Source organism: Pseudomonas rhodesiae, assembly GCF_013285305.1.
GTDB lineage: Bacteria > Pseudomonadota > Gammaproteobacteria > Pseudomonadales > Pseudomonadaceae > Aquipseudomonas > Aquipseudomonas rhodesiae.
The window spans coordinates 2915251-2927783 of sequence record NZ_CP054205.1; the positions used below are offsets into that span (position 1 = coordinate 2915251).

At 59.1% G+C, this 12533-nt stretch carries 13 protein-coding genes; 6 read left to right on the forward strand and 7 right to left on the reverse strand.

What is annotated here, in order from left to right:
• Positions 1-222 precede the first annotated feature (222 nt).
• From HRH33_RS13200 to HRH33_RS13210, 3 genes are all read left to right on the forward strand, one after another.
• Positions 223-756 carry a glycoside hydrolase family 19 protein gene (locus HRH33_RS13200; protein ID WP_167418482.1) on the forward strand — a complete coding sequence of 178 codons (534 nt, stop codon included), beginning with the start codon at positions 223-225 and terminating at the stop codon, positions 754-756.
• Positions 753-1271 carry a lysis system spanin subunit gene (locus HRH33_RS13205; RefSeq protein WP_123479053.1) on the forward strand — a complete coding sequence of 173 codons (519 nt, stop codon included), beginning with the start codon at positions 753-755 and terminating at the stop codon, positions 1269-1271. Before HRH33_RS13200 ends, HRH33_RS13205 begins: the two co-directional genes overlap by 4 nt.
• A gap of 67 nt (positions 1272-1338) precedes the next feature.
• Positions 1339-2133, forward strand: a complete 795-nt coding sequence (locus HRH33_RS13210) for a DNA adenine methylase (RefSeq protein ID WP_123479054.1) — start codon at positions 1339-1341, stop codon at positions 2131-2133.
• Here HRH33_RS13210 and HRH33_RS13215 read toward each other — a convergent pair.
• Complete coding sequence (locus HRH33_RS13215) at positions 2130-2810, reverse strand: SOS response-associated peptidase family protein (protein ID WP_173603510.1); 681 nt, start codon at positions 2808-2810, stop codon at positions 2130-2132. The two genes, HRH33_RS13210 and HRH33_RS13215, sit on opposite strands and share 4 nt — an antisense overlap.
• A gap of 83 nt (positions 2811-2893) precedes the next feature.
• Here HRH33_RS13215 and HRH33_RS13220 point away from each other — a divergent pair, with 83 nt between their 5' ends.
• Complete coding sequence (locus HRH33_RS13220; RefSeq protein ID WP_123479056.1) at positions 2894-3103, forward strand: hypothetical protein; 210 nt, start codon at positions 2894-2896, stop codon at positions 3101-3103.
• On the opposite strand, the gene HRH33_RS13225 is transcribed toward HRH33_RS13220, so the two are convergent.
• The 4 genes from HRH33_RS13225 to HRH33_RS13240 all read right to left on the reverse strand — a co-directional run bounded on the left by HRH33_RS13225 (position 3082) and on the right by HRH33_RS13240 (position 6311).
• Positions 3082-3807, reverse strand: coding sequence for a hypothetical protein (locus HRH33_RS13225; RefSeq protein ID WP_173603511.1), 726 nt, complete (start codon positions 3805-3807; stop codon positions 3082-3084). The genes HRH33_RS13220 and HRH33_RS13225 overlap by 22 nt on opposite strands.
• A gap of 87 nt (positions 3808-3894) precedes the next feature.
• Positions 3895-4104, reverse strand: coding sequence for a hypothetical protein (locus tag HRH33_RS13230; protein ID WP_034097568.1), 210 nt, complete (start codon positions 4102-4104; stop codon positions 3895-3897).
• Positions 4105-4507: 403 nt separating this feature from the next.
• A complete protein-coding gene (locus HRH33_RS13235) occupies positions 4508-5746 on the reverse strand; it encodes an MFS transporter (RefSeq protein WP_034138199.1) in 1239 nt (412 codons plus the stop codon).
• A gap of 175 nt (positions 5747-5921) precedes the next feature.
• On the reverse strand, positions 5922-6311 hold the full coding sequence (locus tag HRH33_RS13240) for a TIGR03067 domain-containing protein (protein ID WP_034138198.1): 390 nt from the start codon (positions 6309-6311) through the stop codon (positions 5922-5924).
• Positions 6312-6658: 347 nt separating this feature from the next.
• On the opposite strand from HRH33_RS13240, the gene HRH33_RS13245 reads away from it, so the two are divergent.
• Together HRH33_RS13245 and lpxO are read left to right on the forward strand one after the other, a co-directional pair.
• The gene (locus tag HRH33_RS13245; RefSeq protein WP_094065588.1) at positions 6659-8002 is read left to right on the forward strand and encodes a Wzz/FepE/Etk N-terminal domain-containing protein; all 1344 of its coding nucleotides are present in this window, start codon (positions 6659-6661) and stop codon (positions 8000-8002) included.
• Positions 8003-8256: 254 nt separating this feature from the next.
• A complete protein-coding gene (gene lpxO, locus HRH33_RS13250; protein ID WP_034113541.1) occupies positions 8257-9156 on the forward strand; it encodes a lipid A hydroxylase LpxO in 900 nt (299 codons plus the stop codon).
• Positions 9157-9171: 15 nt separating this feature from the next.
• Here the strand turns inward: lpxO and ligD are convergent, their stop codons facing one another.
• Together ligD and ku are read right to left on the reverse strand one after the other, a co-directional pair.
• Positions 9172-11658, reverse strand: coding sequence for a DNA ligase D (gene ligD / locus HRH33_RS13255; protein ID WP_167418298.1), 2487 nt, complete (start codon positions 11656-11658; stop codon positions 9172-9174).
• A gap of 23 nt (positions 11659-11681) precedes the next feature.
• Entirely contained in the window at positions 11682-12521 is an 840-nt protein-coding gene (ku, locus tag HRH33_RS13260) for a non-homologous end joining protein Ku (protein WP_034138195.1), read from the reverse strand.
• Between the last annotated feature and the right edge of the window lie 12 nt (positions 12522-12533).

Here is a 12533-nt window from a genome sequence, read left to right on the forward strand (position 1 = left end):
CGGATGAATTGAGCCTGGGTCAGGCTCGGGCGTACCTGAGCCAGACCAACTGGCATGCCTTCGCTCTGCTTGAGGATGGCACACCGATTCCGGACGGCATCAAAGAAGCACGCGCAGCAGCTCGCGCAACCATCAATAGGTTGAGCCCTCCACCAGCGACTTGAGTTTTTGCCAAACACCGCCACCCGCCACGAGCGGGTATTTTTTTGCCTGGAGAAAGTTATGCCGATCACCGAGCAGCAATTGCTGCATATCCTCCCGAACGCCGGCCGCCAAGCCGGCGTTTTTGTTCCTGCCTTAAACACGGCCATGAGCCGTTACGGCATCGTGGGCACCGTGCGGGTGGCGGCGTTCATCGCCCAAGTAGGGCACGAATCTGGACAGTTGCGATGGGTGCGCGAAATCTGGGGCCCCACCGCGCAGCAGGCCGGCTACGAAGGCCGCGCGGACCTGGGCAATACACAGAAGGGCGACGGCTCCAAGTACCGCGGGCGCGGCCTGATCCAGATCACGGGCCGGGCGAATTACGCGGCATGCGGCGAGGCGCTTGGCCTGGACCTCATCAGCAATCCGGAACTGCTGGAGCTACCGCAGCACGCCGCGATGTCGGCGGCTTGGTTCTGGTCGACTAATGGGCTGAATACACTCGCTGATCAGGGGCAGTTCGCGAAGATCACCAGGCGTATCAATGGCGGGCTCACCGGCCAGGACGACCGCCAGGCGCTATACGACAAGGCGCTGAAGGTGCTGGCATGACGCCGGTGCAGAAGCTGGCGGGCCTATTGGTGCTGATGCTGGTGCTGATGGCCGGTACCGCGGGCGTGACCTGGCAGGTGCAAGACTGGCGGATGGGCAAGAAGCTGTCCGAGCAGGCCGGCCTGCATCAAGAAGATCTGACCAGGATCAGCATGGCCGCTGCCGCCCAGGCCCGCGCTGATCAGAGCAAGCGCCTGGCCACCGAGCAACAGCTCGCCATCCAGGACCAACAACACATACGAGAATTAGCCGATGCCCAACGTACCCAGGCTGCTCTGCGCGATCGCCTTGCCACTGCTGATGTGCGGCTGTCAGTCCTTGTCGACGCAGCGGATACAGCCCGTGGCTGCAATGTGCCTACCGCCGCCGGCGCCGTCGGCGTGGTTCATGCAGCCCGTCGAGCCCAACTTGACCCAGCGCATGCTCATCGAATTATCTCCATCACCGATGCCGGCGACCAAGGATTGATCGCGCTGCGGGCGTGCCAGGCGTATGTCAGGGCCATTGCGCCCTGACCTACATGCCCAATCGCAAAAATTAGCATGACCCCAAAAAACACCCACTTTGCAAAGGATTGCAAAAATGACAAACCCAATCGTTCCATGGATGGGCGGCAAGCGTCGCTTGGCTGATCGCCTCATTCCTCTGTTCCCACCGCACGAATGCTACGTTGAAGTTTTTGCTGGTGGTGCTGCGCTTTACTTCATGCGCCCTCAGGCCGCCCCGGTTGAAGTTCTCAACGATATCAATGGCGATCTGGTGACGTTGTACCGGGTCGTGCAGAACCACATGGAGGAGTTCGTACGCCAGTTCAAATGGGCCCTGAGCTCGCGCCAAGTGTTTGAGTGGCAGAAGATGACCCGACCGGAAACCCTCACCGATATCCAGCGAGCTGCCCGTTTTTTCTACCTGCAGCACCATGCCTTCGCCGGGAAGGTCAGCGGCCAGACCTTCGGCACTGCTACTACGGGCCCGGCTATTAATCTGTTGCGGATTGAAGAGAACCTTTCCGCAGCCTGGCAGCGCCTCTCCGGAACCTATGTCGAAAACTTAGGGTGGCTCGAATGCGCCGAGCGCTACGACCGGCCCCACACCTTCCACTACATGGACCCACCTTACTGGCAGACCGCGGGCTACGGGGTGGACTTTCCGTTCGAAAACTATGAGCGAATGGCCGACTTCATGCGTCGTTGCAAAGGCAAGGTCATGGTGAGTATTAACGACCATCCTGATATTCGGCGGGTGTTTGAAGGGTTCCACTTTGAAACGCTGGACATCCGCTACAGCACCACCAATCAGCGCCAGGGAAAAGCCGAGGTCAGCGGCGAGCTTGTGATCATGAACTGGAAACCTTCTGACCTCGGCGGGCTGTTTTAGGGTGCAGGTTCTATCAGGTTGCGCCCCTTGTTCCGGACGTTTCCAACGGCCGTATCGACCTTGAACCATTCGAAAGCCTCGGCTGGCTCGCCCTGGTGCAGTACCAGCTGCTCGGCGCGTTCCTTGGGCGTGGCCGGGTCCAGCCATTCACGGGCAAGTTCAGGACTCAGCACAACGGGCCGCCGGTCATGGATGTCCACCATGCCGCCGGCGCTGTCGGCGGTGATGATCACGAAGCCGTCATGCTCACCTGGGCCTTCGTCAGCGTTGGGCAACTGGCCGATAGCTGCGCAGTAGATCGGCGCGCCGTCGCGCCGGCGGATCAGGTAGGGCTGCTTCTTCGGCGCACCCTCATCGACCCATTCAAACCAGTTATTGATCGGTGTGATTGCTCGGTGCGGCCAGATTGCCCGGAAGAACGGGCCGTGGGCCACCTTCTCGACACGAGCGTTGATCGGCGCCGCGCGGTCCTTGGCCCAATGCGGTCGCCATCCCCAGCGCACCGGATCAGCCAGCAGCAATTCGCCTTGTACATGGAGCAGGGCGACCTGGGTGGTGGGGGCGACGTTGTATCGTTCCAGAGGAAGCTCGCCAACTGAGTTGACCATGGCATTCGGCATGCTTAGGGCCGCAACGAAGTCATGAATGCCGCTGTACTGTGAAAGGCGTCCGCACATGACTGTCTCCGCTCGTCGGGCTTGATGAACAGCCGCGCGCCGGCCGATCTCTACACTGTAGACACCGGCACCGGAGAATCGTCATGACAACCGATATACAGCAGGTCAACGAGATGGAAGCGTGGCATGCGCTGCTCAATGACGCCGAATTCACGGCAGGCGGACCCGAGTATCGCTATGAAACGCGCCTGGCACTGGCCGACAATATGCTGGAGCGAGGCGTGATTGACAGCGGAGAATGGCGCGAGCTGGTCGAGGAGGCTGTTGCTGGTTATGCGGACGACGTCGGCTGAGTGTCAGCTGTACTGACGAAGCCGTTACCTGCGCAGTTGCTGCAATCCTCGCGCTGGCCGAATCGGTCCAGGCAGGCACTACACTTGCTGAACTTGGCGGAGAGCAGCAGAGGACGAGCCTTGCGATAGCTCTCAAAATCACGCATTTCCAGGGCGACCTGTGCGCAATCTACCAGCGCACGATAGATATCGGCATCGCATATCGTTGGGTAGACCTTCCCGTAGATAAATTGTGCGGTCTGTACCAGATCGTACAGCTCACCACATGGCGCGATAAGCACTAACCCATTTATCGGCCAAGTCTGGTTGTCGTTGCGGAAAACCAAACGCAAGTCATTCTTTTCGCGAAATACCTTTCCATCAAACCCATCCGCACCTGGGCTGATGACTGAGTAATAGGTGTTGCTTCGGATGTGCCCGACGCACTCCGATGTCTCTCGTTGAATGACGTCATAGTAGCCGCCATACGTGTACCCAGCGGGCGTCGTGACCAGCTCTTCAACGGCATGCCAGTAAGCCGCGTCGGCCAGCTCATCCATCTCGAATTTTTCTATCTCGTCAATGACCCCTGCCTCCAACATGTCACGAGTCTCCCAACGGCACATCATTCGATGAGCTTCGGGGTTATCGATCCGGGACGCGTTGTCGTCGAGGATTCTCCGCCATTTGGCGAGCCATTCCTTTTTTTGTTCTGTAGGGGGCATGTGAGTGACTGCTTGTTTTTAACTGTATGTGCATACAGTAATCCAGCTCTGCCACTGATGCGATTCAAGGCGACGAGCTGTATGGCGTCACTCTGGCGACATCAACACCGCCAATGTGAGCTTGATGAATTCCTCATTGTGACTGAGCGTGTCCAGTGCGCCGCGTACATTCGCAGCAACCTCAGCGGAGCCGCGCTGCTCCACCCAGTTTGATAGCTCCATGATCGATGCTTCGAGTGCCAGCTGATTTTCATAGAGCTTGGAAACCAGGGAGGGGAGTAGGTCTGAATTCGGCATGCTTGTTCCTCTTTTGAGTCACCAGCTTAGCAGCCGTTTGAATCTTGGGATTTGATACAGGTCGGCAGGACGCCGTGGGAGGGTTATGCAGTTTCGGCATGAGCTGAAATTATGCCCGTTGGGACCATTCTTGGAACCAACGGGTGCATTTCGGTGCGTTATTGTTGCTTACTCATGACGAATTGACCCAGTAAACACTGATCAGCAGTAATCACCATAATGCGTTTCATACCGCATGGTGATGTTAGCTGTGGAGATCAATTACTTTACCTATCAATGGGTTGCGCGCGTGGCAGCGGATGCCGCCAGGCATGCGTCAACAGCGACATCGAGGCGCGAAACCCGGTCGCTGAGCAGAAAATGGGGGATGTGTGTTGGAATTTGGCGCGCATTGTCGCATATGTCAGGCGACAGTTGTATGGCGCTCGAACGATGGTTTTTCCAGAGTCTCGGGCATCGCCAGCCATAACAGCGCCAGCGCGACGGCCGCCACGCCCGCCAGGGTCAGAAACGCCGCGTTGTAGCCGGCCTGTTGCACGACGAAGCCGGCCAGGCTGTTGCTTAACGCCGCGCCCAGGCCAAATACCGTGGACAGCGCGCCCAGGCTCACATTGAAGCGTCCGGTGCCTTGCGTGAGGTCTTTGACGATAACCGGGAACAGCGCACCGAAAATCCCCGCACCAATGCCGTCGAGCATTTGCACCGCCACCAGCCAGTAGGGGTCATTGGACAAGGTATACAGCACCCCACGTACTGGCAGGATCACAAAACCCAGAATCAACAACGGTTTGCGCCCCCATACATCGGCCTTGCTACCCACCAGCCAGGCCATCGGCACCATTACCACCTGCGCGGCGACGATACAGGCCGAGGTCAGCGGTGTGGCCATGTGCAGATTGATCTGTGAAAGCTTCTGGCTGACCAATGGCAGCATTGCGGCATTGGCCAGGTGGAAGAGGGCGCAGCAAATCGCGAACAGCAGCAGCGGCCGATTGCTCAGCAACACCTTGATGCCGGACGGCTGCTCGTGATCGTGGTGATGGGCGGGGTCGAAGCCACGGGCGACCTCGTGATCGATGGCCCCAGCCGACACGCAACTGACCGCGACGATACTGGCCAGCGCCATAAACGCCATCAGGTAGAACACCACCACTGGCCCGAACAGGTAAGCCAGGCCCCCGGCCAACAGCGCGGCCACGGCGTTGCCGGCATGGTTAAAGGTTTCGTTGCGCCCGGTACGGCGGGTGAAGGCGCGGGGGCCGGTGATTCCCAAGGAAATCGCCGAGATCGCAGGTGCAAATACCGAGGCCGCGACCGCGCTGGCAGCCTGAGTCAACGCCACCAGGCTGAACGAACTGACGAAGGGCAATAGCACGCAACTGCCGGTCACCAACAGCGCGGCAACGGCGATTACCGCGCGCTTGCTGCGGGTGCGATCGATCAACGCCCCCGCCGGGCCTTGAGTGAGCAGGGCGGCGATGCCGGCGAGGGTCATCACCACACCGATGCTGGCCGGGTCCCATTTGTGCACCGCCAGCAGATAAATCGCCAGGTAGGGACCAAGGCCGTCACGCACATCCGCGAGGAAGAAGTTCAGGCTGTCCAGGCTCAGGGTATTGCGCAAGTCGGAATGATCAGCCACGGCAGTTTCTTCGGGAGGGGGCACTCAACGACTGAGGGCTCATTGCGTTAATGACCTGCGGCCCCGGCGATTAGTTTCGCGTTCAACTGGGACGATGCCGCTGCTTCGCAGGGCAGGCTAAGGGATTCACTGCCGTTGGCAGGTTTCACCCTATAGACCGTCCAACCACGCCACGTTAAGAATGGCGCCGCACGAAGGTACGCATGGTCTGTCCAGGCCCGGTCTTGAACACGGTGGGCCTGGGCATATGTTCGTCGGCTGCAATAAACACAAAGGTGTCTCCTTCCAGGCGATAGCTGGCAGGCAGTGCCTTGCCGGCATCCTCACCGATGGAGTCGATCCAGGTAATGCTCTTGGGCTCGGTGCGACTGTCCAGGAAAAACCGGCCAGCCAGCAAAACATTGCCCTCGGTGGTCCTCACTTCAAAACCGTTGCCGGCAATCGTGGTGATGGCCCCTGGCGCAGTGTGTGCATCGACAGGGTCAAGCACACCGTTGTCTTCCAGCGAGATTTGTTCCCAGGCCCCTTGCAGGGCGTGAAGATCCGGGTCAGCGGCAGATTGCATCGATAAGTCCTTTTAAGTGAGGTACTAGAAGAGGGTGCTGGTATGTAGGATGTTTCTCGCTCAAGACGCGCGGTAAAGAATTTTCCTTGCGCTAGCAGCTATTTAACGTTCTTTTGACTACTCTTGTGACAACAATGTGGCAGTTGGCTGTATCGGTTGAGCGAATGTTCATTTAGTTGAAACGGAAATGAAATTATATAGCGCGGGATTTTTCCACAAACTGAGTGGTCAGATCGCCATTGGTGGGCCTGTTCTCCAGGTTTCAGGGCGTTGTCCCTGATGCGCTGCCGGGTTATCCGGAACTTCGGTGATGGCTTTTTAGTGTCAATTTTAAGGTGGCTTGCATTTTGAATCGAACTTCCCCGCTTAACGCGTCTCCCTCTTCTGACGAAATTGACCTGTTTGAACTGTTTCACTCGATTTGGCGGCAAAAAAAGCTGGTAGTGGGTTGCACGATTCTGGCGGGTGTATTGGGAGCAGGGTATGCATTTCTGGCGCCCAAGACCTATGAAGTGAGCAGCGTACTGCGCCCGGCGGCCATCAACGAGCTGGATGCACTCAACCGCTCCGAAGTCTATAAGCTGCCACCGGCCGATGCGTTGTCCAAGGTGGGGGCTCAACTGGACTCTTACGAGGCGCGGCTGGGGTTCTTCAAATCTCATGAACAACTGTTCGCGGCGTTCCAAAAGCCGGGGCAAAGCCTTGAGCAGAGTTTTGAAGACTTCAACCGCAACTCGGTCAACCTGATTCTGCCGGACCCGAAAAAATCTGACTCGTTAAGCAGTTACATCCGCCTGGAACTCCAATACCCGGCCGACATCGACGGCGTAGCGATCCTCAACGGTTTTGTGGACTACGCCATCGCCGCTGAGCGTGATCAGGTGGGCGCTGACCTCAAAGTGATCGTCAATAACCGCCTCAACGAACTCAAAGGCAAGATTGACGCAGCGCGCGCCAATTACGAAACCGATAAAGAGTCCAAGATTGCCAAGCTGCTGGAAGCCGACCGCCTCAAGCGCGCGCAATTGCAGGATGAGCTCAGTGCTTTACGCCTGCAGATGAAAATGGAGCGCACCAACCGCCTGGCCGAACTGGCCGAGGCGATTGCCATCGCTAAATCGATGGGGATTCGTACCCCGACCACGCCTTCCTCCATGGCCGATGCCGGTCGAAGTGGCTCAGGCCAAGTGATGCGCACCGAGGTCAACAACCAGAAAATTCCGCTGTATTTCCTCGGCACCGAAGCCCTCGAGGCCGAACGCGTGGCCTTGCAGCAACGCACCAGTGACGACTTCACCAACCCACGGGTGGCCGAGATCGGTAAAGAGCTGCAAATGCTGGAAGCGAACCGTGAAGTCGAAGTGCTGCGCAAGCGTGGCAACGAGGATATCTTCCTGCAAGATGTAGAGCCGCTGCGTGCGGAAGTCGCGCGGTTGCGCGGGCTGAATATTGATATGAGCAATCTCAAACTGGTTACCATCGACCGTCGCGCCCAGGAACCGCTGGCGCCGATCAAGCCGAAAAAAGCCTTGGTGATTGCCTTGAGCCTGGTAGGCGGCCTGGTACTGGGCTTGCTGATTGCGCTGTTCCGGCACTTTATGTTGACGCCGCGCCCGGCGGTGGCGTACTCGGCGTTGGACGATGGCCGCTTCGCCCGCCGTGAGCGCAAGGACGACGAACTGCCGTTGTAACGCCCACCCCGCAAGGGCTTGTCCTACGGCAAGCCCGCCCCCCTCAAAACCCGTCACTCGACAGCTTTTCACAATTCTTAGTTAACCTTTGGTTACATATTGTGGCTAAATAACGGCCGATGGGCATGAACCGGCGGAAGTTCCAGCCGGCCGTGCCGACTATGTGAATTGTGATTTCAGGTGCTGCTTATCATCCTCGGCCGTCGTGGGCCCGCAGGAGCAGCCTGTTCTCTTCTGACGTGTGACGAAATCCCTTGAAACTCATCATTGTTGTTCTTTACGTTGCCTCCATCGCGTATGTACACCTGCGTGGCCGGGTGCGACACAAGCTGAGCCGCCAGCTCAGCGATCATTCGACCTTTCTGGCGCCGATCAACTGCTTTCTGTATCTGTTCTCCAAATTGCCCGGCCGGCCTTACCTGGCGACCAGTGACTTTCCCGACCTGAGCCCCTTGCAGGAACATTGGCAGGAAATCCGTGAGGAGGCCCAGAACCTGCTGCAAGCCGGGGAAATCAAGCGCTCGGACCAATACAACGACGTTGGTTTCAACTCCTTCTTCAAGTCGGGCTGGAAGCGCTTCTACCTGAAGTGGTACGGCGACAGTCACCCTTCGGCGATGAAACTGTGCCCGCGCACCACTCAATTGGTACAAAGCATCGGTTCGATCAAAGCGGCGATGTTCGCCGAGCTGCCCCCAGGCTCCAAGCTGGTGCGCCACCGTGATCCATATGCCGGTTCTTATCGCTATCACTTGGGGCTGGACACGCCGAACGATCCGGGCTGCTACATCAATGTGGATGGCGAGGCCTATTACTGGCGCGACGGTGAGCCGGTGATGTTCGACGAGACCTATATCCATTACGCCGAGAACACCACGCAGCACAACCGCATCATCTTGTTCTGCGACATTGAAAGGCCGATGAAATATCGCTGGGCGGCGGCTTTCAACCGTTGGTTCAGCCGTAATGTGATGGCGGCGGCAGGCTCGCCCAACGACGCGGGTGACAAGACCGGGGGCTTGAACCGCGCTTTCACGCGGTTGTACAAGATCCGCCTGCGCGGCAAAGAACTGAAAAAGCGCAACCGTACGCGTTACTACCTGGAAAAGTGGGCGATTTTCGCGGTGCTGGCGCTGATCTTCATCCTGATCTGACCCGCCGGGCGCCCCTCACTGCGGTGGGCGGGCGCCCAACTTGTCCCACATCTTGCGGGTGATTTTCTGCCGGTTGGCATAGCCCGCCCAGGGATCAGCCTTCAACCCCTGCACCCGTTGCAACAGATTGGCGACTGTCCACTGTTGCGCGCCGCGCAAGCCTTTCAATTCCTCGCGACTGATCGGTACCGACACCGGCAGCCCTGGTCGTGCCCGCACGGAGTAGGCCGCCACGGTGCTGGCGCCTCGGGCGTTGCGCAGGTAATCGATAAAGATCTTGCCTACCCGGTTTTTCGGCCCGGAGGTGGCGGTAAAGCGTTCGGGCAGTTGCTGAGTCATGAACTGCGCCAGGGCCTTGGCAAATGCCTTGACCGTGTCCCACCCGTCGCGTCGCGCCAACGGCACCACCAGGTGCAGCCCTTTGCCACCGCTGGTTTTAACGAAGGCATCCAGTCCCAGCTCATCCAATACGGACAACGTCAGTTGAGCCGCTTCCACCATGGTTTTCCACGGCAATGCAGGGTCCGGGTCGAGGTCGAGCACAAACAAGTCCGGGGTTTCGATTTTGTCCGAGGTGGAGCCCCAGGTATGCAACTCGATGGTGCCCATTTGCACGGCGCCTACCAGCGCCTGCACGCTGTCGATTTCCATCAGCCGCGCGTGACCTGGGTCCAGCGCCGGGTCCAGCTGCGTAATGTGGGGGATAGCCAGGTGCTCAGCGTGTTTCTGGAAAAACTGTTCGCCGTCGACGCCCTCAGGTGCCCTGAGCAGTGATACCGGGCGTCGCTGCAGAAAGGGCAGAATCCACGGGCTGATGCTCTCGTAGAACTGCGCCAGTTGTTGTTTCTGCGTGCCGCTCTGGGGGTCGATGACGCGGTCGGGGTGGCTGATTTTGACCCCGACTGGGTTCGTCGCGGGTGGTGCGAATTGGGCTTTGCGCGGCACCTCATGCACGATCTGCTCGGCTGGCTTATCGGTGCGCATCCCCACAAAAGCGGCCTGGCGCACCACGCCTTCGCGGGTCCATTCTGCAAACTGCACTTCACCGACCAGTGTCGGTTCCACCCAATGAACGCCGCGCGCCTGGGCGCTGGTCAACGGCTTTTGCAGCGGCGATGTGTTGCGCTCCAGAGGTTTCAACTGCCCGTAGATGGTCTTCAACGCGGCCTGATCGAACCCTGTGCCCACCCGGCCGGCGTACACCAACCCGCTATCCTCGTTGACCGCCAGCAGCAACGCGCCGAACCCGCTGCGCGAGCCTTGAGGGCGGGTGTAGCCAACAATCACGAATTCCTGGCGCAAGCGGCATTTGAGTTTGACCCAATCGTTGCTGCGCCGCGATACATAGGGGCTGCCCACGCGTTTGCCAATCACGCCTTCCAAGGCCAAGTCGCAAACACTTTCGAAGATATCCCGGTGGTTGGCAGCGAAGGCCTCGGAGAAGCGCAGCAGCTTGCTTCGGCTACCGCGCAGCGCGGCCTTGAGGGCTGCGCGGCGCTGTTCCACTGGAGCTTCTCGCTGATCCTGGCCATTGAGGAAGGGCGCGTCGAACAGGTAATAGACGATATCGAGGCTGCGGCCGATATCGAAAGCGTTCTGCAAAGCCTGGAAATCCGGGAGCCCGTCACTATTGAGGCTGACGACCTCGCCATCTAACCAGCTGTCCTTGAGCTTAAGAGCTTGCAGCGCCTTGGCTTGACGCGGCAGACGCTCGGTCCAGTCATGGCCGTTGCGGGTAAACAGGCGCACCTCGCCGTCGCGGATACGCGCCAGAATGCGGTAGCCATCGAACTTGATTTCATACTGCCAATCGCCTTCGGGCGCGCGCTCCACCAGCGTGGCCAATTGCGGGGTGAACTGCTCGGGAAGGGCGCTGGCGGAGGCCGCTTTTTTGCTACGAGCTTTGGCTTTGGGTTTCTCTGGCGGCGGTTGGCCCACTGAGGCGTCGCTGAGCACGCTGTCCGGCTGGGCCTGCACGATGTCGAACTCCGTGGCGGGGCGGGCCTGGGCGTCTTTCTCCTTGATCAGCAGCCATTGTTGCTTGTCGCCGCTGCCCTTGAGGCGAGTACGCACCAGCGTCCAATCGCCGCTGAGTTTTTCGCCGACCAGGGTGAACTTGAGTTTGCCGGCGGCATACGCCTGATGCGGGTCATCGTGAGGTTGCCAGACGCCGCGGTCCCACACGATCACGTCCCCGGCGCCGTACTGGCCTGCCGGGATGCTGCCTTCGAAGCTGCCATAGCTCAGCGGGTGGTCTTCAACGTGCACCGCGAGGCGCTTCTGGCTCGGGTCCAGGCTCGGGCCTTTAGGCACCGCCCAGCTCTTGAGGACGCCGTCCAGCTCCAAGCGGAAATCATAGTGAAGGTGGCGTGCGTCGTGCTTCTGGATCACAAACGACAGCGCCGATGCCTTGGCTTTTTTTCCGGCCGGCGCACTGCCCGACGGTTCGGCGGTGATCTGGAAGTCACGTTTGCGGTTGTATTCACTCAACGGTTTGGCCATGGGGGCTCCATCCTATGGCAGGTTCAAGAGGCTTTTTTCGAAGACTTTTTCGCCGCCGGTTTTTTCGCCGCAGGCTTACCGGCCAGGCTGCGTTTGAGCAGTTCGGTCAGGTCGATCACGTCTGCAGACTTGCGCTCGTCCTCGCCTTCCTGGGATTCCACGTCCTCGATCTTGCCGGCTTTGGCTTTTTTCTCCACCAGAGCCATGATCTTTTCCTGAAAGCTGTCGCGGTATTCCTCGGGCTGCCAGTCAGCGCTCATGTCTTCCACCAGGCGCTTGGCCATGTCCAGCTCGCCCTTGGCCAGGCTGGGTTTGGTCACCTCGCTGCCCAGCTCCAGCTCATCCAGGCCGCGCACCTCGGCGGGCCATCGCAGCATCACCAGCACCAGCGCCGATTCCAGGGGCATCAATGCTGCCAGGTGTTGTTTGGTGTGCAGCACTACATTGGCCAGGGCCACCTTGCCGGTTTTTTTCAGGGTTTCGCGCAGCAGGGCATAGACCTTGCCGCCGCGTTTGTCCGGCGCCAGAAAGTACGGCGTGTCGATATTTTGCAGGGGGATCTGCTCGCTGGCGACGAAGGCGATGATCTCGATGGTCTGGGTCGACTTGGGGTGGGCAGAGCGGATCTCGTCTTCGCTGAGCACCACATAGCGGCCTTTCTCATAGGCCACTCCCTTGACGATGTTCTCTTTGGTGACTTCCTTGCCCGTGGTTTTGTTGATGCGCTTGTAGCCCACCGGGTCCATGCTGCGCTTGTCCAGCCAGTCGAAATCCACGCCCTGATGGGACGTGGCCGAGACCAGCGACACCGGGATATGAACCAAGCCGAAACTGATTGCGCCTTTCCAGATTGCCCGTGGCATAAGTGCGATTCC

What these genes read in the sequence shown, in the direction of transcription:
- HRH33_RS13200 (WP_167418482.1), top strand. Translation starts at nt 223, where the DNA reads ATGCCGATCACCGAGCAGCAATTGCTGCATATCCTCCCGAACGCCGGC.
- HRH33_RS13205 (WP_123479053.1), top strand. Translation starts at nt 753, where the DNA reads ATGACGCCGGTGCAGAAGCTGGCGGGCCTATTGGTGCTGATGCTGGTG.
- HRH33_RS13210 (WP_123479054.1), top strand. Translation starts at nt 1,339, where the DNA reads ATGACAAACCCAATCGTTCCATGGATGGGCGGCAAGCGTCGCTTGGCT.
- HRH33_RS13215 (WP_173603510.1), bottom strand. Translation starts at nt 2,810, where the DNA reads ATGTGCGGACGCCTTTCACAGTACAGCGGCATTCATGACTTCGTTGCG.
- HRH33_RS13220 (WP_123479056.1), top strand. Translation starts at nt 2,894, where the DNA reads ATGACAACCGATATACAGCAGGTCAACGAGATGGAAGCGTGGCATGCG.
- HRH33_RS13225 (WP_173603511.1), bottom strand. Translation starts at nt 3,807, where the DNA reads ATGCCCCCTACAGAACAAAAAAAGGAATGGCTCGCCAAATGGCGGAGA.
- HRH33_RS13230 (WP_034097568.1), bottom strand. Translation starts at nt 4,104, where the DNA reads ATGCCGAATTCAGACCTACTCCCCTCCCTGGTTTCCAAGCTCTATGAA.
- HRH33_RS13240 (WP_034138198.1), bottom strand. Translation starts at nt 6,311, where the DNA reads ATGCAATCTGCCGCTGACCCGGATCTTCACGCCCTGCAAGGGGCCTGG.
- ligD (WP_167418298.1), bottom strand. Translation starts at nt 11,658, where the DNA reads ATGGCCAAACCGTTGAGTGAATACAACCGCAAACGTGACTTCCAGATC.
- ku (WP_034138195.1), bottom strand. Translation starts at nt 12,521, where the DNA reads ATGCCACGGGCAATCTGGAAAGGCGCAATCAGTTTCGGCTTGGTTCAT.